At 69.1% G+C, this 22,972-nt stretch carries 22 protein-coding genes and 2 tRNA genes; all 24 read left to right on the plus strand.

All coding sequences use genetic code 11. The features are described 5' to 3' along the window. The first annotated feature begins 90 nt into the window (after positions 1-90). A tRNA-Gln gene (locus H531_RS0103060) sits at positions 91-164 on the plus strand. A gap of 46 nt (positions 165-210) precedes the next feature. After that, a complete protein-coding gene (locus H531_RS0103065; protein ID WP_022797893.1) occupies positions 211-573 on the plus strand; it encodes a hypothetical protein in 363 nt (120 codons plus the stop codon). Between the two features lie 27 nt (positions 574-600). Further along, the gene (locus tag H531_RS12760) at positions 601-2,670 is read left to right on the plus strand and encodes a transglycosylase domain-containing protein (protein WP_033399254.1); all 2,070 of its coding nucleotides are present in this window, start codon (positions 601-603) and stop codon (positions 2,668-2,670) included. Further along, positions 2,667-3,431: an RNA methyltransferase gene (locus tag H531_RS0103075; RefSeq protein ID WP_022797896.1), complete on the plus strand. Its 765-nt coding sequence runs from the start codon at positions 2,667-2,669 to the stop codon at positions 3,429-3,431. Before H531_RS12760 ends, H531_RS0103075 begins: the two co-directional genes overlap by 4 nt. Beyond that, complete coding sequence (locus H531_RS0103080; protein WP_022797897.1) at positions 3,418-4,965, plus strand: sensor histidine kinase; 1,548 nt, start codon at positions 3,418-3,420, stop codon at positions 4,963-4,965. The genes H531_RS0103075 and H531_RS0103080 overlap by 14 nt, the downstream gene beginning before the upstream one ends. 18 nt (positions 4,966-4,983) lie before the next feature. Next, positions 4,984-5,469: a low molecular weight protein-tyrosine-phosphatase gene (locus H531_RS0103085; RefSeq protein WP_022797898.1), complete on the plus strand. Its 486-nt coding sequence runs from the start codon at positions 4,984-4,986 to the stop codon at positions 5,467-5,469. Next, positions 5,432-6,220, plus strand: a complete 789-nt coding sequence (locus H531_RS0103090; RefSeq protein WP_022797899.1) for a fructosamine kinase family protein — start codon at positions 5,432-5,434, stop codon at positions 6,218-6,220. Before H531_RS0103085 ends, H531_RS0103090 begins: the two co-directional genes overlap by 38 nt. Beyond that, positions 6,196-6,939, plus strand: coding sequence for a DUF4388 domain-containing protein (locus H531_RS0103095; RefSeq protein WP_022797900.1), 744 nt, complete (start codon positions 6,196-6,198; stop codon positions 6,937-6,939). The genes H531_RS0103090 and H531_RS0103095 overlap by 25 nt, the downstream gene beginning before the upstream one ends. A gap of 7 nt (positions 6,940-6,946) precedes the next feature. After that, positions 6,947-7,792 (plus strand): pseudouridine-5'-phosphate glycosidase, encoded by an 846-nt coding sequence (locus H531_RS0103100; RefSeq protein ID WP_022797901.1) that lies wholly within the window; start codon positions 6,947-6,949, stop codon positions 7,790-7,792. Between the two features lie 4 nt (positions 7,793-7,796). Further along, positions 7,797-8,654, plus strand: coding sequence for a RodZ domain-containing protein (locus H531_RS0103105; RefSeq protein WP_022797902.1), 858 nt, complete (start codon positions 7,797-7,799; stop codon positions 8,652-8,654). Between the two features lie 60 nt (positions 8,655-8,714). Continuing rightward, positions 8,715-10,019, plus strand: coding sequence for a 30S ribosomal protein S12 methylthiotransferase RimO (gene rimO, locus H531_RS0103110; RefSeq protein ID WP_022797903.1), 1,305 nt, complete (start codon positions 8,715-8,717; stop codon positions 10,017-10,019). 12 nt (positions 10,020-10,031) lie between these two features. Then, complete coding sequence (trkA, locus tag H531_RS0103115) at positions 10,032-11,369, plus strand: Trk system potassium transporter TrkA (protein WP_022797904.1); 1,338 nt, start codon at positions 10,032-10,034, stop codon at positions 11,367-11,369. Further along, positions 11,341-12,810 (plus strand): TrkH family potassium uptake protein, encoded by a 1,470-nt coding sequence (locus tag H531_RS0103120; RefSeq protein WP_022797905.1) that lies wholly within the window; start codon positions 11,341-11,343, stop codon positions 12,808-12,810. The genes trkA and H531_RS0103120 overlap by 29 nt, the downstream gene beginning before the upstream one ends. 17 nt (positions 12,811-12,827) lie before the next feature. Next, complete coding sequence (gene glgP, locus H531_RS0103125; protein WP_022797906.1) at positions 12,828-15,284, plus strand: alpha-glucan family phosphorylase; 2,457 nt, start codon at positions 12,828-12,830, stop codon at positions 15,282-15,284. Positions 15,285-15,322: 38 nt separating this feature from the next. Then, positions 15,323-16,087 carry an ABC transporter substrate-binding protein gene (locus H531_RS0103130; protein WP_022797907.1) on the plus strand — a complete coding sequence of 255 codons (765 nt, stop codon included), beginning with the start codon at positions 15,323-15,325 and terminating at the stop codon, positions 16,085-16,087. A 46-nt stretch (positions 16,088-16,133) separates the two neighbouring features. Then, positions 16,134-16,922, plus strand: a complete 789-nt coding sequence (locus tag H531_RS0103135) for an amino acid ABC transporter permease (RefSeq protein WP_022797908.1) — start codon at positions 16,134-16,136, stop codon at positions 16,920-16,922. A gap of 109 nt (positions 16,923-17,031) precedes the next feature. After that, the gene (locus H531_RS0103140; protein WP_022797909.1) at positions 17,032-17,766 is read left to right on the plus strand and encodes an amino acid ABC transporter ATP-binding protein; all 735 of its coding nucleotides are present in this window, start codon (positions 17,032-17,034) and stop codon (positions 17,764-17,766) included. A 2-nt stretch (positions 17,767-17,768) separates the two neighbouring features. Continuing rightward, entirely contained in the window at positions 17,769-18,179 is a 411-nt protein-coding gene (locus tag H531_RS0103145; RefSeq protein WP_022797910.1) for a hypothetical protein, read from the plus strand. Positions 18,180-18,215: 36 nt separating this feature from the next. Next, positions 18,216-18,292, plus strand: a tRNA-Pro gene (locus H531_RS0103150). A gap of 39 nt (positions 18,293-18,331) precedes the next feature. Further along, positions 18,332-19,810, plus strand: coding sequence for a PhoU domain-containing protein (locus H531_RS0103155; protein WP_028490616.1), 1,479 nt, complete (start codon positions 18,332-18,334; stop codon positions 19,808-19,810). Between the two features lie 10 nt (positions 19,811-19,820). Continuing rightward, entirely contained in the window at positions 19,821-20,336 is a 516-nt protein-coding gene (locus H531_RS0103160; protein ID WP_022797911.1) for an RsmD family RNA methyltransferase, read from the plus strand. Next, positions 20,337-20,819 (plus strand): pantetheine-phosphate adenylyltransferase, encoded by a 483-nt coding sequence (coaD, locus tag H531_RS0103165; RefSeq protein ID WP_022797912.1) that lies wholly within the window; start codon positions 20,337-20,339, stop codon positions 20,817-20,819. Between the two features lie 20 nt (positions 20,820-20,839). After that, positions 20,840-22,429: an aldehyde dehydrogenase family protein gene (locus H531_RS0103170; RefSeq protein WP_022797913.1), complete on the plus strand. Its 1,590-nt coding sequence runs from the start codon at positions 20,840-20,842 to the stop codon at positions 22,427-22,429. Continuing rightward, a complete protein-coding gene (locus H531_RS0103175; RefSeq protein WP_022797914.1) occupies positions 22,426-22,809 on the plus strand; it encodes a hypothetical protein in 384 nt (127 codons plus the stop codon). The genes H531_RS0103170 and H531_RS0103175 overlap by 4 nt, the downstream gene beginning before the upstream one ends. The last annotated feature ends 163 nt before the right edge of the window (positions 22,810-22,972 follow it).

The following is a 22,972-nucleotide window of genomic DNA, read 5'->3' on the forward strand; positions in this document are numbered from 1 at the left end:
ACTTAAGAACCCAAGGCAAAGGGTAGGAGGGGCGGTTTGACCTCGGCCCGTCCTTGGGCTACAATCCCCTTGGGCTTAGGCCCTAAGCGCTGGGGCGTCGTCTAATGGCAGGACAGCGGACTTTGGATCCGCCGGTCGTGGTTCGAGTCCACGCGCCCCAGCCAAGCTTTTTTTCACGGGCTTTTCGCAAAGCTTCGCTAGGATGGTCTCGTGGCGGCCGAATACCCGGGCCTCCTCTTCCTGAGCCGCAACGAGGCCCTGCGGGCCTACGTGGACCTGGTCCTTTTGGAGCGGGGGATCCCCATGCGCCACTTTGACCTGGCCCGGGAAGCCCTCTTTTGGCTTTGGGAGCACACCCCCCGGCATATCCTTCTGGACGAGGACCTGGACCTGGACCCCTTTGCCGTGGCCAGCCGTATCCGGCACGTGCGGCGCCTGAAGCCGGTGCCCGTGGCGGTGCTCATCTCCCCTTCGGAGAAGTACCGCACCACCGCCGAGGTGGTCCGGGTTCTGCCGATAGAAAAGCCCCTGACCCGGGAGAAGCTCCTGGGGTTCTTGGCCCTTGGCGGCTGAAGGAATCCCTTGGGTAGACTGGGAAGCGTGCGGGCGTTGCGGCTTTTCCTCGCCCTCCTGGTCGGCCTTCTGGCCGGAGGGGGGGTGGGCTTGGGTTACCTGGTCTACGCCTACACCCGCCACCTCCCCGACCTCTCCCAGCTGGACCGCCTGCGCCTCACCGCCACCTCCACCCTTTTCGCCCGGGACGGTTCCCTCCTCGCCCAGATCGCCAGCGTGGAGGACGGCAGGGCCATCCACCGGGGGCTCGTGCGCCTCTCCCAGGTTTCCCCTGCGGCCCTGGCGGCCCTGGTCTTCTCCGAGGACCGCCGTTACTTCCAGCACTACGGCGTGGACGTGGTGCGCCTCTTTGGGGCCCTGTACGCCCTTCTTAGGGGGGATGTCCAGGGGGGGAGCACCATCACCACCCAGGTCATCAAAAACACCCTCCTGAAGGACCTGGCCCAGACCCGTACCCTGGAGCGGAAGGTGAAGGAGTGGGCGCTGGCCCTGGAGCTGGAGCGCCGCTACACCAAGGAGGAGATCCTGGAGATGTACCTGAACGTGGTGCCCTGGGGGGGGAACGTGGTGGGGCTTGCGGGCGCAGCCGAGGCGTATTTCGGCAAGGACCCCGCTGCCCTCACCCTGGCGGAGGGCCTTTACCTGGCCTCCTTGGTGCCCGCGCCCAACGCCCGCTACCAGGACCTCAAGGGGGTGCGGGAGCGGATCCGCCGCCTTCTGGACGATATGGTGGCCGAAGGGTGGGTGAGCCGGGAGGTGGCGGAGGCTGCCTGGCGCGAGCCCCTGGCCCCCAAGGGGTGGCGGGTCCGGTACGACGGCCAGGGCAACCTTCTGGAGGCCGAACTCGTGGACCCCGAGGCCCGGCTCGTCTCCCCCGTGGAGCCCCGCATGGCCCCCCACTTTGTCCTCGAGGTGCGGCGCTTCCTCGAGGCCCGCTTCGGTAAGGAGAAGGTCTACGGGGAGGGGGGGCTTCGGGTGTACACCACCCTGGACCCCGCCATGCAGCGGGCGGCGGAGGCGGCGGCGGCGAGGGCCCGCCTGCCCGAGGGGGCGGAGCTGGCCCTCGTAGGCCTGGACCCGGCCACCGGGGAGGTCTTGGCCCTGGTGGGGGGGATTCGGCGGGACAACGACGAGTACAACCGGGCCACCCGGGCCCTGAGGAACCCGGGGAGCGCGGTGAAGCCCTTCGTCTACGCCACGGCCTTTGAGGCGGGCTGGACCCAGGCCAGCCTGGTCCCGGACCGCCCCTTGGAGTTTCCTGACCCGAGCCAGCCCGGGGGGATCTGGCGGCCCAAGAACTTCTCGGGTACCTTCCTAAACCGCACCATTACCCTGCGCTACGCCCTGGACCTTTCCCTGAACCTGCCTGCGGTGTACACAGCGCACCAGGTGGGCGTGGAGCGGGTGGCGGAAAAGCTCTCCCAGGCGGGCTTCAGCGTGCGTTACCCCACCTTGGCCATCGCCATCGGTGGGGCCTCCATTACCCCCGTGAACCTGGCCGCCGCCTACGCCGCTTTTGTGAACGGGGGGTACCGGGTCACCCCCATCTTCGTGGAACGGGTGGAGGACGCCAGGGGCCAGGTCCTCTACCAGGCGGTTCCCGAGCGGCGCCGCCTCTTTGATCCCCAGGTGGCCTACCAAGGCTTTGACCTCCTCAAGGGGTACGTGTACGACCTAGGGGAGAAGGGGCTCGCCAAGGCCGCCCGCATCCCGGGGCGGGTGGTGGGGGGGAAGACGGGCACCACCAACGAGGCCCGGGACCTGTGGTTCGCCGGGGTGACCCAGGGGCTCTCCGCGGTGGTCTGGGTGGGACGGGACGACAACCGCCCCATGCGCATGGGCGGGCGGGAGCCCTCGAGCTCGGTGGTGAACCCGCCCATCTGGCGCGACTTCGTGGCCCAGGCTCTCCGGGGCCGGCCTGCGGAGGACATCCCCATGCCCCCCGGCCTGGTGCGGGTGCGGGTGGACCTCCTCTCGGGCTACCCCTCGTCGGAGGGGGTGGAGATGGCCTTCCCCATGGACAAGGTGCCCCTTCCCCCGGCGCCCCCTCCCCTTCCGCCCCAGACCGAGCCCCCCCCACAGGAGGGGGTCCCATGAGCCGTGAGCTGGACCGGGTGCGGGTGGTGCTGGTGGAGCCCCAGGAGCCCATGAACCTGGGGGCGGTGGCCCGGGCCATGCGCAACTTCGGGCTTTTTCGCCTCTACGTGGTGAACCCGCCTTCCCGGGTGGGTCCGCCTTGGGCCCGGGAGGCCTATTGGCTTGCGGTTCACGCCGAGGAGGTTCTGGACCGGGCGGTGGCCGTGACCCGGCTGGAGGAGGCTTTGGAAGGTGTGCACCTGGTGGTGGCCACCACGGGGAGGCCCCGGGAGCTCTACCCGGCCCCGGTGGTCCCCGCCTGGGAGGTGCCGCGTCACGTCCTGGCCTCCCGGGGAGAGGTGGCCCTGGTCTTCGGCCGGGAAACCTTTGGCCTCACCAACGAAGAGTTGGAGCTCGCCCACCTCATCGGCACCATCCCCGCCGCTCCCGAGCAGCCCTCCTTGAACCTGGCCCAGGCGGTGGTGATCTTCGCCTATGAGATCTTCCAGGCCGCCCTGAAGGAGGGTTGGGCTGCAGCGGCCGGGCCTGTGGGGGCGGGGGAGGAGCTCGCCGAGGTTTCGGCCCTAGAAGGCTTCTTCCAGGACCTGGGGCGGTACATCCTGGAGATTGGCTTCACCGATGAGAAGCGTTTTCCCTACGCCATGCGCCGGCTGAGGCGTATCTTCCACAAGGCCCGGCTCACCCCGGGGGAGGTGCAGATGCTCCGGGGGCTTCTCCACCAGAGCCGTTACCATATGGGGAAAAGGGATGGCCAGCCATAACGTGCTCCGGTTGGTGCGTCTGGCGCAGCGGCTCCTGCCCCCGGCGATCGCCTTGGTGGTGGTGGTCTTTGAGCTCGCCCTCCTGCCCTACCGCCACCAGGACACCACCTTGTGGTTCCGCCTGGGCTTTTACGGCTTGGTGGGGCCTTTGGTGACCTATGCCGTCCTGGAGTGGATCGCCCAGGAGGTCCTGGAGAGGGCTCGGGCAGAGCGGGCCCTGGAGGAGGCCAACCGCAGGCTCCTGGCGGCGGGGAGGGTATTTCGCGAGGCCTTGGAGAGCGAGAACCTCGAGGAGGCGGTGCACCGGGTGGCCCGGGTTCTGGAGGAGAGCCTGGGCTACTCCGTGGCCCTGGAGGTGGAGGGGGTGAAGGCGGGGAGCGACTGCCAGGGGCTACGGGTACCCTTTCCCGGGCTTAAGGGCTACCTGGAGGCCTGTGCCCAACATCCCGACCGTGGCTTTCTGGAGGTGCTGGCCCACGAGGTGGGCGGGGCGCTCCAGGCGGTGGTGGCCCGAAGCCGCGACCTCCTCACCCTTTACGAGGTGGACCAGGCCCTGAAGGCAGAGGCCAACCTGGACCGCCTCCTCGAGGGGCTTCTGGAGCGCATCCGCGCCTGGGCCGGGGCGGAGGGGGCGGGGGTCCTCCTTCTGGACGAGGAGGGCTTCCTGGTGCCCCGGGTGGTGCGGGATCTGGACCTCCCGGGCCACCCCTTCCTCCCGGAAGGCCCCTGGAGGGGCGCCCTGGAGGGCCCCGTGTTCGCGGCCCCCGATACCCTGGCCCTCCCCTTGAGGCCCCGGGAGACGGTGGGGGTGCTGGTGGTCAAGGGGAAGGGGCTTTCCAAACGCATCCCCTTCCTTTCCTTTTTGGCCTCCCAGGTGGCCCTGGCGGTGCGGAACGCCCAGGCCTACCTCAAGGCCGAGGAGCTGGCCATCAACGAGGAGCGCACCCGCATCGCCCGGGAGATCCACGACGGGCTGGCGCAAAGCCTGGCCTTTATGGCCCTGAAGCTGGATCTGGTGGAGCGCGTTCTGGAAAGGGACCGGGAGGCCGCCCTGAAGGCCCTTCAGGAGGTGAAGGATACCCTGCGTGCTCAGATCCGGGAGGTCCGGCGGAGCCTCTTCGCCCTCAGGCCCATAGACCTGGAACGCTACGGCTTTCTGGAGTCCGTTCGCCGCTACGCCCAGGCCTTCGCGGAGCAGGCAGGGTTTAGGGTCCAGCTCCTCCTGCCTGAGGGGGTGGGGCTCTCCCAGGCGAGCGAACTCGTCCTCTTCCGGGTGCTCCAGGAGGCCCTCACCAACGCCGCCAAGCACGCCAAGCCCACCCGGGTGGAGGTGCGCCTGGAGCCCCTGGGGGAAAGGGGGGCGCGGCTTGTGGTGCGGGACAACGGCCGGGGCTTTGCCGCTCCCGAGGCCCAGGGCCTCGGGGGGTTCGGCCTCACCCAGATGCGCGAAAGGGTGGAGGCCCGGGGCGGGAGGTTCTGGGTCCGGTCGGAGCCGGGGAAGGGGACGGAGGTGGGGGCGGAGGTGCCCTACTGACCGGCTATGATGGGGAGCATGGACCGCCCCGTGCGCGTCCTCTTCGTTTGTCTTGGGAACATCTGCCGGAGCCCTATGGCCGAGGGGATCTTCCGCAAGCTCCTCAAGGAGCGGGGCCTCGAGGGCCTTTTTGAGGTGGACTCGGCGGGTATCGGGGCCTGGCATGCGGGCGAGCCCATGGATCCGAGGGCGAGGCGGGTGTTGGAGGAGGAGGGGGCCTACTTCCCCCACGTGGCCCGGAGGCTCACCCGGGAGGACCTCCTCAGGTATGACCACATCCTGGTCATGGACCGGGAGAACCTGGAGGAGGTCCTAGGGCGCTTCCCCGAGGCCCGGGGTAAGGTGCGCCTGGTCCTGGAGGAGCTCGGGGGCGGGGAGGTCAAGGACCCCTACTACGGCGACCTCCAGGACTTCCGGGAGGTCTACTGGACCCTGGAGGCGGCCCTGAAGGCCTTCTTGGACCGGCATGGACCCTTTGGCCCTCCTCCGGAAGGCCGGGCTTGAGGCCCAAGGCCCCGCCGTACCCCTCCACGGGGGGGACGTCTCCCGGGTCTATAGGGTGGGGGCCTACGTGGTGAAGCTTTCGGCCAACCCCCTGCCGGGGCTCTTCCGGGCCGAGGCCTCGGGGCTTGGGGCCTTGGCCGAAAGGGGGCTACGGGTGCCCCGGGTCCACTGGGTGGGGGAAGAGGGGTTGGTGCTGGGCTATCTGGAACCCGGGCCGGAGGACTGGGAGGGCTTGGCCGAGGATCTGGCCCGCTTCCACCGGAGGCGCGAACCCCTCTACCAGGCGGCTTTTGGCTTCCTCGGCCCCTTTCCCCTGCCGGAGCGGGTGGGAGGGGACTGGACGGAATTCTTTTATCTAAGGTGCGTGGAGCCCCTCCTGCGGGCCACCTGGGACCGCCTGGAAGGGCTTGGGCCTAAGGTGGAGGCCCTCTTCCGCAAGCCCCTTCCCGCCGAGGGCCCCGCCCCCCTGCACGGCGACCTCTGGCGGGGGAACGTCCACTTCGCCCGGGAGGGGCCCGCCCTCTTGGACCCTTCCTTCTTCGTGGGGGAGAGGGGAGTGGACCTGGCCATGATGCGGCTTTTCGGGGGTTTCCCCCGCCGGTTCTGGGAGGCCTACGAGGCAAGCTACCCCATCCCCGAGGAGGTGCGACGGGCCCTTCCCCGTTACCAGGTCTACTACCTGCTGGTCCATGTCCACCTCTTCGGCCGGGGCTACCTGGAGGCGCTGTGGAAGGCGATTTCCGCCTCCTAGGCCCCATTGACCTCCTCCAGCTCCTGGCCCAGGGGGGCAAGACGGGGGTCTTCCAGGTGGAGGGAGGGGAGGTCTACCTCGAGGGGGGAAGGCCCGTCCACGCCACCTACCGGGGTAAGGTGGGCCGGGCGGCCCTCATGGAGATCCTGTCCTTAAGGGAGGGGAGGTTCCGGTTTCTCCTCGGGGAGAGGGCCTCCTTGACCTCCCTGGAGGGGCCTTTGGAGGGCTACCTCCTCGAGGCCCTCCGCCTCCTGGACGAGGGCGTGGAGGTAGGACCCTTTGACCTGGTGCGCCCCTCGGCCAAGGCCGAAGGGGCGAGCCTCGAGCCCGCGGAGCACGCCCTGCTCCGTGCCCTGGGGGAGGGGAGGAGCCCCTTGGACCTCCTCCCCGCCACGGGGCTTCCCCTGGAGGAGGTGGTGCGGCGCCTGGGGCGCCTGGCCCGCCTCCGCCTGGTGGAGGTCCTGCCCCGCGTGCCCCACACCGTCCGCCTGCGGGTGGCCTTGGGGCCCAGGGGAGCCCAGGTGGACGCCCTGCTCCTTGCCGCCTGGCGGGCCCACTACGGAGGCTTCCACCGGGTGCGGGTGCGGGGAAGGGCGGAGGCGGCCCTAGGGGTGGAGGGGGCGGAGGGGCTTGGGGTGGAGCTCAAGCTGGCCCCTGAGCTCCTCCTCTTCCACGGGTTCAGGGTCGGGGAGGAGGTTCTGGTCTGGCCTGAGGTATAGTGGCCGCATGCGGGAAGCGTGGGTGGCGCTGGAGTCCGCGGTCCTGACCCACGGCCTGCCCTACCCCCTGAACCTGGAGGTGGCGGAGGCCGTGGAGGAGGCGGTGCGGGCCGAGGGGGCGGTTCCCAAGACCATCGCCCTGGTGCGGGGAGAGGTGCGGGTAGGCCTCTCCTCTCAAGAGAAGGAGCTGCTTGCCCAGGGGAAAGCGGAGAAGGCCAGCCTCTGGAACCTGGCCGCCCTTCTCGCCCAGGGGAAAAGCGCCGGAACCACGGTGGCGGCCACGGTCCACCTGGCCCGCCTTCACGGCATCCAGGTCTTCGCCACGGGGGGCATCGGAGGCGTCCACCCGGAGCCCTACGACGAGAGCGCTGACCTCGTGGCCCTCTCCCGCACCCCCATCCTGGTGGTGGCCTCGGGCCCTAAGGCCATCCTGGACCTGGGGGCCACCTTGGAGAGGATGGAGACCTTGGGGATCGGCCTCGTGGGCTACCGCACCGACCGCCTCCCCGCCTTCTACTCCCCCTCCTCCCCTTATCCCGTCCCGGCCCGGGTGGACACCCCCCTCGAGGCCGCCCTCCTCTTCCGCAAGGCCCAGGCCTTGGGCCTCGGAGCCGTCCTCCTGGTGAACCCGGTTTCCCAAGGCCTGCCCTACGAGGAGGTGGCCCGCATGGTGGCGGAGGCGAACCGCCAGGCGGCCCGGGAAGGGGTGGCGGGGAAGGCCCTCACCCCCTATCTCCTCCGCCGGCTCTCGGAGCTTTCCGATGGGGAGACGGACCGGGTCAACGAGAGGCTTCTCCTGGAAAATGCCCGCCTTGCCGCCCGGGTGGCCGTGGCCCTGGCCGGGCTAGAATAGCCTTGTGTGCGAGCTAGGGGAAAGGCTTAGGCGGGCGCGGGAGGAAAGGGGGCTTTCCCTGAAGGAGGCCGCCTCCCGCCTGGCCCTGAAGGTCCAGGTCCTCGAGGCCCTGGAGGCCTGCCGCTTTGACCGCCTCCCCGAGCCTCCCCTCGTCCGGGGCTACCTCCGCCGCTACGCCCTCCTCCTCGGCCTGGACCCGGAGCCCCTCCTCGCCCTCTACCCCGCCCCGCCTTCCCCCCTTCCCCCACCCAGGCCCAGAAGGGCCCGACGCCCCCTGGGGCTTTTCCTGGTCCTCCTGGCCCTCCTCGCCCTCGGCTACGGGGCCTACCGCCTCCTCCGCCCGGCCCCGGTCCAGGTGGTGGAGGTCGCCCCGGCGCCCGCTCCTAAGGCGCCCGAGCGCCATTCCCTGAGGGTGGTCTCCGATCCTCCGGGGGCCAGGGTCTACCTGGATGGCTTTTACCTGGGCCAGACCCCCCTCCAGAGCCCTCCCGTGGAGGGGGGCAGGAGGGTCTTGCGCCTGGAGCTTCCGGGCTATGCGCCCCTGGAGGAGGAGGTGCTCCTGGACCGGCCCCTCGCCCTCTCCTACCGCCTCAAGCCCCTCCCTGAGGCCCCTCCGCCCCAGGCGGCCGCGGCCGGAAAGGGCAGGCTGGTCCTGAGGCTGGAGGGCCGCAGCTGGCTCAGGGTCACCCAGGGGGGGAAGCGCCTCTACGAGGGGATTCCCGAGGTGGGGGCGGAGCTTGCCTTTGACCTGCCCGTGGAGGTGCGCGCCGGGAACCCGGCGGCGGTGCGGGTGGTCCTGGAGGGGGAGGACCTGGGCCCTTTGGGGGAGCCCGGCAAGCCCCTTACCCGGAGCTTCCCCTAGCCCTTGGGCTTTCCCTCGGCTATACTCTTCTCCCGTCGGGGCTTTGCCCCCGGGAGGCGTATGCCAAGAATCGGCTTTGTGAGCCTGGGGTGCCCTAAGGCCTTGGTGGACTCGGAGCAGATCCTCTCCCGGCTCCGCGCCTTAGGCTACGAGACGAGCCCCACCTATGAGGAGGCGGAGCTCGTCATCGTCAACACCTGCGGCTTCATCACCCCCGCGGTGGAGGAGAGCCTCGAGGCCATCGGGGAGGCCCTACGGGAAAACGGCAAGGTTGTGGTCACGGGATGCCTGGGGGCGAGGCCCGAGGTCATCCGGGAGCGGCACCCCGAGGTGCTCGCCGTCACCGGCCCAGGGGAGGTGGAGCGGGTGCTGGAGGCGGTGCAGAGCGTGCTCCCCGCCCCCCGGCACCCCTTTTTGGACCTCGTCCCGCCCCAGGTGAAGCTGACCCCCCGCCACTATGCCTACCTGAAGCTTTCCGAGGGGTGCGACCACCGGTGCAGCTTCTGCATCATTCCCAAGCTCCGGGGGAGGCTGCGCTCCCGGGACGCCGCCGAGGTTCTGGCGGAGGCCCAGAGGCTCGTGGCCGCGGGCACGAAGGAGCTCCTCCTCATCGCCCAGGACCTCTCCGCCTACGGGGTGGACCTGGGCCACCGGGAAAGCTTCTTTGGCGACCGCCTGGTTCGGGCCCACCTCCAGGACCTTCTTCTCCACATGGCGGAGCTTGGAGCCTGGATCCGCCTCCACTACGTCTACCCTTACCCCCACGTGAGGGACCTCCTTCCCCTCATGGCCGAGGGCAAGGTCCTGCCCTACCTGGACGTGCCCCTGCAGCACGCCTCCGAGCGGATCCTTCGCCTTATGCGCCGCCCCGGCGGCTACCAGAGCCACCTCAAGACCCTGAAGGCCTGGCGGGAGGTGGTGCCCGAGCTCTGCCTCCGCTCCACCTTCATCGTGGGCTTTCCCGGCGAGACCGAGGCGGACTTCCAGGAGCTTATGGAGTTTTTGGAGGAGGCCGAGCTGGACCGGGTGGGGGTCTTCGCCTACTCCCCCGTGGAGGGGGCGGAGGCCAACGGGCTTCCTGACCCCGTGCCCGAGGAGGTAAAGGAGGAGCGCCGGGCGAGGCTTATGGAGCACCAGGCCCGGATCAGCCTGAGGAAGAACCAGCGCTTCGTGGAGAAGACCCTCGAGGTCCTGGTGGACGAGCTTCCCGAGCCCGGCTTGGCCATAGGCCGCTCCTACCGGGACTCCCCGGGCATTGACGGGGTGGTCTACGTGGAGACGGACGGCACGGTCCGGGTGGGGGAGAGGATCCCCGTGCGCATCACCCGGGCGGACACCTATGACCTCTTCGGGGTGCAGGTTTAGGATGGGGGCGGTATGTACATCGTGATCGCCGGGGGCGGGGAGGTGGGCGGGGAGCTGGCCCGCACCCTGGAGAAGGCCCACGAGGTGGTGGTCATAGACCGGAACCCCCAGGCCCGGGAGCGCCTGGCTCCCTTGGACGTCAAGGTGGTGGTCGGCGGCGCCACGGAGCCCGATACCCTCCGCGAGGCGGGGGTGGACCGGGCGGACCTCTTCATCGCCAGCACCGACTCCGACGAGGTGAACCTCCTGGCTTCCCTTCTCGCCAAGGGCCTCGGGGCGAGGCAGGTCCTCTGCTTCGTGGGCAAGGGGGGGTATGTGGACGTCCTGGCCGACCCCCGCACCGCGGAGATCCTGGGCACCCGCATTGACAAGGTCCTCTGGCCCCAGCGGGCCATGGCCCGGGAGATCGTGGAGGTGATCCTGGTTCCGGAGGCGGTGGACATGGAGCTCCTCGCCGAGGGGCGCCTCCGTTTCGTGGAGTACCGGGTAAAGGAGGGCGGGCCCTACGCCCGCCGGACCCTGGCCGAGATGGCCTGGCCTGAAGGGGTTCTGGTGGTGGGGGTGGTGCGGGATGGGGCCTTCCTCAGCTTCGCCCATCCCGGCTGGGCCACCCTGGTGCTGGAGCCTGGAGACAAGCTCCTCTTCGTCACCACCCTGAAGGCCTTCCCTGAGCTGGAGGCCTGCTTCGCCTCGGGGCGCGGGGTGCGCCGGGTGATGGTCATCGGGGGCGGCAATGTGGGCTTCATGGTGGCCAAGGAGCTCTTGGCCCGCCGGGTGGAGGTGGTGGTGATTGAGCCCAGCCGGGAGCGGTGCGAGTGGCTCTCCCAAGAGCTTCCCCGGGCCCTGGTCATCCAGGGGGACGGGACCGATCTGGAGCTTCTGGAGGCCGAGGGGATCCGGGAGGCGGACGCGGTGGTGGCGGTCACGGACAACGACGAGAAGAACCTCTTGGCCTCCCTCCTGGCCAAGCAGTTGGGGGTGGGCAAGGTGATCACCCGGGTTTCCCGCTCCGAGACCCGCAGGCTCTTTGAGCGGGTGGGCATAGACCTGCCCCTCACCCCTAGGCAAGCGGCGGTGCGGGCGGTTCTGGACTGGCTGGGGCCGGAGAACGTGGAGCACGTCTCCACCATGGAGGAGAACATTGAGCTTTTGGAGGTGGAGCTTCCCAGCGAGTTCCGCCCCAGCCTCCTCAGGGCCTTGGCCCGGCCGGACGCGGTGCCCATCGCCTTGGAGCGGGACCACCGCGTGATGCTCTACCGGGAGGACCTCGAGGCCCTCCCCGGGGACCGGCTCTACCTGGTGGCGGCCCAGGAGGTGGCCGATGAGGTCCTGGCCCGCATCGTCCACTAGGCCCGGTCCTTGGGGCGCCTTCCGCCTCCTGGGCCCGGTGCACCAGGGGGTGGCCGTCCTCTTCTTCCTCTTTGCCCTCCTGGCCCTGGTCCTAGGGGAGGACGCCCGGGGTTTCGCCCTAGGGGCCCTTTTGGCCTTCCTGACCGGGCGGCTTTTCCAGGGGCAGGGGCTTTCTCCCCAGCCCAAGCGGGCCGAGGTCTTCGCGGCCGTGGCCCTCCTTTGGCTTTCCGTACCCCTCCTTGGGGCCCTGCCCTACTGGGTCTCGGGGGGGCTTGGCTTCCTGGACGCCTTCTTTGAGTCTATGTCGGGCTTCACCACCACGGGGGCCACGGTCCTTACCGACTTGGCCAGGGTGGACCGAACCCTCCTCCTCTGGCGGAGCTTCTCCCAATGGGTGGGGGGGGTGGGCATCGTGGTCCTCTTCCTGGTCATCCTGCCCCAGCTCCAGGTGGCGGGCCGCCAGGCCTTCTTCGCCGAGACCACCGGGGTGGAAAAGGAGCGCCTTACCCCTAGGTTGCGCCAGACCGCCCGGGCCGCCCTCTGGGCCTACCTCCTCCTCACGGGCTTGGCCTTTTTGGGCTACTTCCTTGGGGGTTTGAGCCCCTACGAGGCCCTGGCCACCGCCTGGTCCACCGTCTCCGCCGGGGGCTTTAGCCCCCATCCCATGGGCTTTGCCGCCTACTCCCCCGTGGTGCAGTGGCTGGGGGTCTTCTTCATGTTCTGGGCCGGGGTGAACTTCCTTCTGCAGTACCGCCTCTTCTTCGCCCGGGAGCCCCGGGCCCTGTTCCAGGACCCTGAGTTCCGGGCCTACGCCCTGGTGGTGGGTCTTTCCAGCCTCGCCCTGGCGGCCTACCTCTACACCCATGGGCTGTACGGCCTCGAGGCGAGCCTGCGCCACGCCCTCTTTCAGGCGGTCTCCATCCTCACCACCACCGGCTACGCCAGCGCCGACTTCGCCCTTTGGCCTGTGCCGGCCCAGGCGATTTTGGTCCTCCTCATGTTCCTGGGGGCCAGCGCCGGCTCGGCCGCAGGGGGCATCAAGCTGGTGCGCTGGCTCCTCCTGCTGGGCTTTTTGCGCCGGGAGGTGACCCGGGCCCTCCACCCTCAGGCCGTCCTCCCCTTGCGCCTGGGGAGCCGGGTGGTGGGGGAGGAGGCCTTGCGCCAGGTCTCCGTCTTCGTCTTCCTCTACACCCTAATTTTCACCCTGGGGGCCTTGCTCCTTGCCCTATGGGAGCAGGACTTCGTGGTGGCCTTCACCGCCAGCGCCCAGGCCCTGGGCAACATCGGTCCCGGGCTTGGGGCGGTGGGCCCGATGGCCTCCTACGCCCACCTGGCCCCCCTTTCCAAGCTGGTCCTCATCCTGCAGATGTGGGCCGGGCGGATTGAGATCCTGCCCGTGGTCCTCCTTCTGGCCCCGGAGCTCTGGCGCCGGCTGCGCTGAGGGTATAATCCCTTTCTGTGAAAACCCTAGGGCACATCACGGCCATGCCCCAGCTTCCCGAGCCCCTAAGGGGCCTTAGGGAGCTGGCCTACAACCTCTGGTGGAGCTGGCACCCGGAGGCGGGAGAGCTTTTCCAGGAGATAGACCCCGCGCTTTGGAAGCGCTTCCGCAGCAACCCGGTCAAGCTCCTCCTCGAGGCCGACCCTGCCCGGCTGGAAGGGCTCGCCGCCACCAGCTATCCCGCCCGGGTCCAGGCGGTCCTCAAGGTCCTTTGGGACTACCTGAAGGCGCGGGAGGCCAAGAGGGGCCCCCTCGTGGCCTACTTCTCCGCGGAGTACGGCTTTCACAGCGCCTTGCCCATCTACGCGGGCGGGCTTGGCGTCCTGGCGGGGGACCATGTGAAGGCGGCGAGCGACCTGGGCCTGAACCTGGTGGGGGTGGGGATCTTTTACCACGAGGGCTACTTTCACCAGCGCCTTTCCCCCGAGGGGGCCCAGGTGGAGGTCTACGAGGTCCTGCGTCCTGAGGAGCTGCCCCTATTCCCGGTGCGGGACGGGGAGGGAAGGCCCCTCAAGGTGGCGGTGGAGTTCCCCGGGCGCCTGGTGTGGCTTTCCGCCTACCGGGTCCAGGTGGGGGCGGTGCCCGTTTACCTCCTCACCGCCGACCTTCCCGAGAACGCCCCCGAGGACCGGGCCATCACCGCCAGGCTTTACGCTCCTGGGCCGGAGGTCCGCCTCCAGCAGGAGATGGTGTTGGGGATCGGCGGGGTGCGCCTCCTCCGGGCCCTGGGCCTTTTCCCGGAGGTCTTCCATATGAACGAGGGGCACTCGGCCTTTCTGGGCCTGGAGCGGGTCCGGGAGATGGTGGCCGAGGGGCATTCCTTCCCCGTGGCCTTGGAGCTGGCCCGGGCCGGGGCCCTCTTCACCACCCACACCCCCGTGCCCGCAGGGCACGACGCCTTTCCCCTAGAGCTCATAGACCGCTACCTGGGGGGCCTGTGGGCGGGGATGGGCACGGACCGGGAAGGCGCCTTGGGGCTGGGCCTCGAGGAGAAACCCTGGGGCCGGGTCTTCTCCATGTCCCACCTGGCCCTGTCCACCAGCGCCCAGGCGAACGGGGTGAGCCGCCTGCACGGCGAGGTGTCCCGGGCCATGTTCCAGCACCTCTGGCCCGGCCTCCTCCCGGAGGAGGTCCCCATCGGCCACGTGACCAACGGGGTCCACACCTGGACCTTCCTCCATCCCCGCCTCCGCCGCCACTACGCGGAGGTCTTCGGGCCCGAGTGGCTTCACCGCCCGGAAGACCCGGCCACCTGGAGGGTGGAGGGCCTGGGGGAGGAGTTCTGGCGCATCCACAAGGAGCTCCGGGCCGAGCTGGTGCGGGAGGTGCGGCAGCGGGTCTACGAGCAGCGCCGCCGGAACGGGGAGAGCCCGCGCCGCCTCAGGGAGGTGGAAAGGCTTTTGGACCCCGAGGCCCTCACCATCGGCTTCGCCCGCCGGTTCGCCACCTACAAGCGGGCTGTGCTCCTCTTCAAGGACCCGGAAAGGCTCCTCAAGATCCTGCGGGGGCCCTACCCCATCCAGTGGGTCTTCGCGGGCAAGGCCCACCCCAAGGACGAGCCCGGGAAGGCCTACCTGCAGGAGCTCGTGGCCAGGATCCGGGAGTACGGCCTCGAGGACCGGATGGTGCTCCTGGAGGACTACGACCTGGACCTGGCCCGGATCCTGGTCCAGGGCTCGGACGTCTGGCTCAACACCCCCCGCCGGCCCATGGAGGCGAGCGGCACGAGCGGCATGAAGGCCGCCCTGAACGGCGTCCTCAACCTCAGCATCCTGGACGGGTGGTGGGCCGAGGCCTATAACGGCAAAAACGGGTTCGCCATCGGCGACGAGCGGGCCTACGAGAGCGAGGAGGCCCAGGACATGGCGGACGCCCAGGCCCTCTACGACGTCCTGGAGTTTGAGGTGCTTCCCCTCTTCTACGCCAAGGGTCCGGAGGGCTACTCCTCGGGCTGGCTCTCCATGGTTCACGAGAGCCTCCGCACCGTGGGCCCCCGCTACAGCGCCGCCCACATGGTGGGGGAGTACCTGGCCCTTTACGCACAGGGGGCGGAGATGGCCCGGATGGCCCGCTCCCAGGTGGGGGTGCTCTCCGCCTTTCATCAGGCGCTCCCTGCCTTTTTCGCCCTGGGCCTTCGGGTGGAAGGCCCGGGCTACGTCACCTTGAACGGGGAACCCTTCCGGGTGCGCGCCTTCCTGGAAGGGGAGGTCCCCGAGGCCCTCTGGCCCTTCTTGGAGGTGCAGCTGGTGGCGCAAAGGAGCACCGGGGAGGTGGAGGTGGTCTCCCTGCTTCCCGCAAAGGAGGGGTACGAGGCCACCTACCGGCCTTCCCGCCCCGGAAGCTACGCCTACGGGGTGCGCCTGGCCCTGAGGCACCCGGTCACGGGCCGGGTGGGCTGGGTGCGCTGGGCCTAAGGGGTATAATCTCCCCGTGCGGTTTTAGGAGGTGGAGGATGCGTAAAGCGCTCTTGGTCCTCGGCGTGGTGCTTCTCGGCTTGGGCCTGGCCCAGGTGCGGACCTTGGATCAGATCAAGAAGAGCGGGGAGATCCGCATCGGGACGGAGGGGGCCTTCCCCCCTTTCAACTACTTTGACGAGAAGAACCAGCTCACCGGCTTTGAGGTGGACCTGGGCAATGCCCTCGCCCAAAGGCTGGGGCTGAAGCCCAAATGGATCCCCCAGTCCTTTGACAGCCTCCTCATCCAGCTCAACCAGGGGCGGTTTGACTTCGTCATCGCCTCCCACGGCATCACCCCCGAGCGGGCCAAGGCCGTGGACTTCACCAACCCCCACTACTGTACGGGCGGCATCCTGGTGAGCCGGAAGGGGGGGCCCAGGACGGTCAAGGACCTGGCGGGCAAGGTGGTGGGGGTGCAGATCGGCACCACCTACATGGAGGCGGCCCAGAAGATCCCCGGGGTCAAGCAGGTGCGCACCTACCAGAAGGACCCCGAGGCCCTCCAGGACCTCTTGGCGGGCCGCCTGGACGCCTGGATCACCGATCGCTTCGTGGCCAAACAGGCCATCAAGGAGAGGAAGCTGGAAAACACCCTGCAGCTGGGCGAGCTGGTGTTCCAGGAGAGGGTGGCCATGGCGGTGGCCAAGGGCAACAAGACCGTGTTGGAGGCGCTCAACAAGGCCCTCGCGGACCTGATGCAAAACGGGACCTACACCCGGATCTCCCAGAAGTGGTTCGGCGAGGACGTGCGCTGCCGATAGCCCTTCCCGGGCCCGGGGCCTAGCCCCGGGCCCCCCGCTTAACGCCATGCGCCTTTGGCTCCGCTTGGTTCTTTTTTTCGCCCTCCTCGGCCTGGCCTACGTGGCCTTTTTTGCGCTCCTGGGGGTGGCGCTCCGGGGGTACTTCCTCCTCACCGGCTTTGGCCCGGAGCGGGCGGCCTCGGCCGGGGAGGCCATGGCCTTGGGGGCGGAGATCACCCTGAAGCTTACCCTGATCTCCGGCCTGGCCGGGCTGGGCCTGGGCATTTTCGCCGGAATGTGCCGCCTCTCGGCCCGGGCCTGGGTCCGGCTCCCCGCCGCCTTCTACATCTGGATCATCCGAGGCACCCCCCTTCTGGTGCAGATCCTCTTTGCCTACAACGCCTTACCCCTTCTCCTAAGGCCCCTCTGGCCTGAGGCCCAGCAGGCCCTCACCCCCTACTGGGCCGCCTTCATCGCCCTGGCGGTCAACGTGGGGGCCTACAACGCCGAGGTGGTCCGGGCGGGGATCCAGGCCATACCCCGGGGGCAGTGGGAAGCGGCCTGGTCCCTGGGCCTTTCCCCGGGGGATACCCTGCGCTTTGTGGTCCTCCCCCAGGCCTTGCGCATCGTGGTGCCGCCCTTGGTGAACAACGTGGTGGCCCTCCTCAAGGATTCCTCCCTGGCCAGCGCCATCGCCCTTACGGAGCTCGCCCTTTCCGGGCAGCGGATCATCTCCGCCACCTTCCGCCCGGTGGAGGTGTACCTGGCGGTGGCCGCCATCTACCTCCTCCTCACCACGGCCCTCACCCTGTTCACTAACCGCCTCGAGGAGAGGCTCAGGGTGGCGGGCCGCTGAGGGGCGGGCGCTGGAAAGCCCCTTGGGGCTTGTCCGCGAGGCGGGGGGATGGAAGAATGGGGGTACTGCCGGAAGGTCCCTTGGCGCCTTCCAGAGGAAGGGGGATGCGGTGGAGCCCATCATCCGGATCCACAACCTGCACAAGTGGTTCGGTCCCCTGCACGTCCTGAAGGGGATCAGGCTGGAGGTGGCCCCCGGGGAGAGGCTGGTGATCATCGGCCCCTCGGGCTCGGGGAAGAGCACCCTCATCCGCACCATTAACCGCTTGGAGGACTTCCAGGAGGGCGAGGTGTGGGTGGACGGGAAAAACGTCAAGGACGATCGGGCCCTCAAGGAGGTCCGGCGGGAGGTGGGGATGGTCTTCCAGCAGTTCAACCTCTTCCCCCACATGACGGTGCTGGAGAACGTGACCCTGGCGCCCATAAGGGTGCGGCGCTGGCCCCGGGAGAAGGCGGAGCGGAAGGCCTTGGAGCTTTTGGAGCGGGTGGGGATCCTGGATCAGGCGAGGAAGTACCCGGGGCAGCTTTCCGGGGGCCAGCAGCAGCGGGTGGCCATCGCCCGGGCCTTGGCCATGGAGCCCAAGGTGATGTTGTTTGACGAGCCCACGAGCGCTTTGGACCCGGAGATGGTGGGGGAGGTGTTGGACGTGATGCGGGACCTGGCCCGTGGGGGGATGACGATGCTGGTGGTGACGCACGAGATGGGGTTTGCCCGGGAGGTGGCGGACCGGGTGATCTTCATGGACGGGGGCCAGGTGGTGGAGGAGGGGAGGCCGGAGGAGATCTTCACAAAGCCCCGCGAGGAGCGCACCCGAAGCTTCCTCCAGCGGGTACTCCACCACTAGGCATGGAGGCGCTCTTCCGGGCCCTTCTGGACCCCAAGGCGGACCCCGCCTCGAGGCGGCGGGGCCTTAGGTTCTACGCCCTGGCCCTTTTGGGGCTCCAGGGGGGGATGCTCCTGTTCCTCGCCCCTTGGCTGCCCCGGGCCCCGCACCCCGCCCTATTCCTCCTTGCCCTGGGGGGGGCGGGGTGGCTTTACGCAAGGGCCAGGGGGGTCCTGAGGGCCGCCGAAAAGGACCTTCCCGCCCCCTTGGTGGCCGTGGGGCTTGGGGTGGGGGCCTTCTTCTTCCTGGGGGTGATGGGGCTCCTCCTGCGGCCCGAAGGGCTGGGGCTCCTCCTTCTGGGCCTTGGCCTCTTTTATCTCCTTCTCCGCTTGGCGGAGGAGGCCTTGGGAGGGCGAGGGGGCCCTGCCCTTTGACCTTTTGCGCCCTCTCCCCTATACTGGTCTCCGCTACGGGGAGTAGCGCAGCCCGGTAGCGCACCTCGTTCGGGACGAGGGGGTCGCTGGTTCAAATCCAGTCTCCCCGACCAAAGGGCCGGCCCAAAGCCGGCCTTTTGTATACTGCCCCCGTGCGCTTCCTGGCCGGCCTGGCCCTCTTCTTCCTGGGGCTGCACCTGATCTCCGAGGCCCTCTCTGCCTGGAAGGGGCGCAGGCGCCTCCTTTCCCGGGGGCTGGGTTCGCCCGGGGGAAGCCTCGTCTACGGGCTGGTCCTGGGGGCCCTATCCGGGAGCGGCTCGGGCCTCGGGCTCCTGGCCTTGGCCTTCCTGGAGGTGGGGGTCCTGGGGCACGCTCAGGCGGCGCTTCTGGCCCTGTCCGCCACCGCGGGGGCCGGGGTCTGGGTGGGGTTTCTGGCCCTGGCCCGCGAGGGAGCCCAGGAGGCCCTTCTGGCCCTGGGGTTTCCCCTCTACCTGGTGCCCGCCTGGCGCCCGGGAGGGATGTTCTTCCTCGGGCTTGGCCTCCTCTTCCTCGGCTTCGGGGAGATGGGGGCAGGGCTTGGGCCTGCCCTCGCCTGGGCCGGGGAGGTGCGGGGTGTGGGGGAGGGGTACCTGGCCGGGCTTCTCCTGGGGGGGCTTCTGGGCTCGGCCAACGCCGTGGCCGCCCTGGCCCTGCTCCTTTCGGGCGGGCTTTCCCCCGGGGTGGCCGTGGGCCTGGTCTTGGGAGCCGGGGTGGGCACCACGGCCACCTTCTTCTGGGCGGCCCTGGGCGGCCGGGGAGAGGCCCTGCGCCTGGGGGTGCCCCTTCTTCTCCACCGCCTCCTCCTCTCCCTCTTCCTCCTTCCCCTTTCCCGCCTCCTCCCGGAGAACGTGCTGGCCTGGCACCTGGGGAGCCACCTCGTCTACGCCCTTTTCTACTGGCCCCTTTCCGGAGTTTGGGGCCGGGTGGGGGAAAGGCTTTTCCCCAGACGCCGGGTGGCGCCCAAGTACCTGCGCTGGGAGGCTCTGGAGTCCCCCCTCCTTGCCCTGGCCCTCGCCCGGCGCGAGCTCGCCAGGGTGGCGGACGCGGTGCGGGGGATGCTAGTCCAGGCCCTGCGCGTCCTTTCCCAGGAGGAGGGTGGGGAGGCCTCCTTGCGGGAGCTGGAGGACAAGGTGGACGCCCTCACCCGGGAGCTTGTCCTCTACACCTCGGAGTTGGCGAGCCGTACCAAGGACGAGAAGGCGGTGAAGCTCTTTATGGCCGCAAGCGAGCTGGAGCACCTGGGGGACCTGGTGCGGCGGGTGGTGCGCCTGGCGGAAAGGCTTTGGGCCCAGGGGTTGCGCTTCAGCCCAGAGGGCAAGGAGGACCTCCTCCTGGCCGCCTCCCGGGTGCTTTCCCGGTTGGAGCGCCTGGGGGCGGCCCTGGCCACGGGGGAGAAGGCCCTGGCGGAGGAGGTGGTGAGGGAGGAGGGCGGCCCCTTTTTCCAGACCCTCAAGCGTGCCCACCTGCACCGCCTCGAGGCCGGCTGGGCCGAAAGCCGGGCCAGCACCCTGACCCACCTGGACATCCTCCTCACCCTGGAGGAGGTGGACCAGGGGGTGGTCCGCCTGGCCCAGCTGGCCCTGGAGCTTTAAGCTAAGGGGCGTGGTGAGGATCCTGGGCGGCAAGGCCAAGGGGGTGCCCCTCAAGGTGCCGGCCTCGGCGCGGCCCTCCCCGGTACGCCTCCGCAAGGCCCTCTTTGACTACCTAAGGCTCCGCTACCCCCGTAGGGGGCGGTTTTTGGACCTCTATGCGGGAAGCGGGGCGGTGGGCCTCGAGGCCGCCAGCGAAGGCTTTGAGGCCACCCTTGTGGAGAAGGATAGGGAGGCCGTGGCCCTTCTCAAGGAGAACGCCCGCCGGGCGGGGCTTGCCGTGCGCATCGTCCCTCTTCCCGTGGAGACCTTTCTCCTCGAGGCCAGGGCCAGGGGGGAGCGCTATACCTTGGCCTTCATGGCCCCGCCCTACGCCCAGGACCTGGCGGAGGCCTTCCAGGCCCTTTTGCAAAGCGGCCTCGTGGAACGGGGAGGGCTTTACATCCTCCAGCATCCCAAGGACCTTTACCTGCCCATAGGGGAGCGGCGGGTCTACGGGGAAAACGCCCTAACCCTGGTGGAGGTTTAGATGCACGTGGTCTACCCGGGAAGCTTTGACCCCCTTACCAACGGCCACCTGGACGTGATCCAACGGGCGAGCCGCCTCTTCGCTAGGGTGACGGTGGCCGTGCTGGAAAACCCCAACAAGCGGGGCCAGTACCTCTTCACCGCCGAGGAGCGCCTGGGCATCATCCGCGAGGCCACCGCCCACCTGCCTAACGTGGAGGCCGCCACCTTTTCGGGGCTTTTGGTGGACTTCGTGCGGCGGGTAGGGGCCCAGGCCATCGTCAAGGGCCTCCGGGCGGTGTCCGATTACGAGTACGAGCTCCAGATGGCCCACCTGAACCGCCAGCTCCTGCCTGGCCTGGAGACCCTCTTCATCCTCTCTGCCACCCGCTACTCCTTCGTGTCCAGCACCATGGTGAAGGAGATCGCCCGCTACGGGGGGGATGTCTCCAAGCTGGTGCCCCCGGCCACCCTTCGGGCCCTCAAGGCCAAGCTGGGCCGGTAAAATCCTCCTTGGAGGTCCCTATGCGGGCATTCCCCAGCAAGTACGGCAACGCCCTCGAGTTCGGCCACCTGATCGGGGGCGAAGAGGTTTACGAGGGCGAAGCCCTGGAGCGCCGAAACCCCTCGGACCGGGAGGACCTCGTGGCCCGCTTTCCCGAGGGCACGAAGGACGTCCTCCGCCGGGCGGCACGGAAGGCCCGGGAGGCCTTCCTGGAGTGGAGCCGCACCCCGGCACCCGTGCGGGGCCAGGTGCTCTTCAACCTGGTCAAGGTCCTGGATCGGGAGAAGCCCACCCTCACCCGGCTCATGGTGCGGGAGGTGGGGAAGACCCCCAAAGAGGCGGCCGGAGACGTCCAGGAGGCCATAGACACCGCCCTCTTCTTTGCCTCCGAGGGCCGGCGGCTCTACGGCCAGACCGTGCCCAGCGAGATGCCCCATAAGGAGCTCTTCACCTTCCGGCGGCCTCTGGGCGTGGTGGGCATGATCACCGCCGGGAACTTTCCCATCGCCGTCCCGAGCTGGAAGCTCATCCCGGCGGTCCTCGCGGGCAACGCCGTGGTCTGGAAGCCCTCCGACGACTCCCCAGCCCTTTCCTACATCTTTGTCAAGCTCTTTGAGGAGGCGGGGTTGCCGCCGGGGGTGATCAACGTGGTCTTCGGGGGAGGCAAGGGCTCCACGGGCCAGGGGATGGTGGAGCTCATGGACGAGGGCCTTTTCCAGAAGTTTGCCTTCACCGGGTCCACCCAGGTGGGGCGCTGGATCGGGGAGGTGGCGGGGCGGAACCTCATCCGGCCTACCCTCGAGCTCGGCGGGAAGAACCCCTTGGTGGTGATGCGGGACGCCGATCTGGACCTGGCCCTGGAGGGGGCCTGGTGGAGCGCCTTCGCCACCGGGGGACAGCGGTGCACCTCGGCGGGGAACCTCCTGGTGGACGCTCCCATCTACGAGGAGTTCAAGCGGCGCTTCCTGGAGAAGGTGGAGGCCACCTTGGTGGGGAACCCCCTCCTCCACCCCGAGGTCACCTACGGGCCCTTCATCAACGAAAGGCTCTTCGCCCGCTGGCAGGACCACTACCGGATGGGGGAGGGGGACGGGGCGAGGCTCCTTTTTGGCCGGGGACGGATCACCCGGGAAAACCCCTACCCCCGCTTCCTGGGGGACCCGGAGGCGGGGCTTTACGGCTGGCCCACGGTCTGGGAGGTAAGGCCTGGGATGCGCCTTTTTGAGGAGGAGATCTTCGGCCCCACCATTAACCTGGTAAGGGTGGACGGCATAGAGGAGGCCATAGAGGTGGCCAACAGCACGCCCTACGGCCTCTCCAGCGCCATCTACACCCAGAACCGCCACTGGGCCTACCTCTTCAAGGTGGGGATCCGCGCTGGCATGACCAGCGTCAACAACGCCACCGTGGGGGCGGAGGCCCACCTGCCCTTTGGCGGCGTCAAGGCGAGCGGCAACGGGGCCCGGGAGTCGGGGATCTGGGTCTTGGAGGAGTACACCTACTGGCATGCGGTGAACGAGGAGTACTCCGGGAGGCTGCAGCTCGCCCAGATGGACACGGGCTACGTGCGCCCCAAGGCGCCCACGCCCTGGGGGGAGGTGTTGGGATGAGGGCGCTTGGCCTCTGGCCCCTCCTCCTCCCGGCCCTGGCCCAGACCCTCGCCCCGGCCTTTCAACTGGACTGCCGCTTCCGGGGAGAGGTCAGGCCCGCCCAGGTCTTCTGGGACGGTAGCCTCTTGGGGACCTGCCCCCTCGAGGTCCAGGCCGCCCCGGGCCGCCACCTTCTCCGCCTGCGCCTCGAGGAGCCCGGGGGGACCTACCTGGCCTACGAGGCCCGGGTGGAGGTGGGGGAAGGGGGCCTGGGGGCCTTCACCGCCGAACTCCTGCGCTATGACCCCCGGGGGGAAGCCCTTAAGGGAGGAAAGGGCTTGGTCTTTGGCCTACGGCCCCAAGGGGGTCTTGGCCCTATGGCCCACTGGGTTTCGGTGTAGATCTCGGCCAAAAGACGGAGGGCCCGGAGGTCGTTGGGATTCTGCTTCGCCAGGGCTTCCGCGGCTTCCAGGGCGCGAGGTCCACGAATCCTACGGGGTAGGCCTTCCGGGCTTCCTGCCGCAGGGCCTCCACCCTTTCCAGGGTGAGGCCTCCCGCCTGCTG

It is taken from the genome of Thermus islandicus DSM 21543 (genome assembly GCF_000421625.1).
Taxonomy (GTDB): domain Bacteria; phylum Deinococcota; class Deinococci; order Deinococcales; family Thermaceae; genus Thermus; species Thermus islandicus.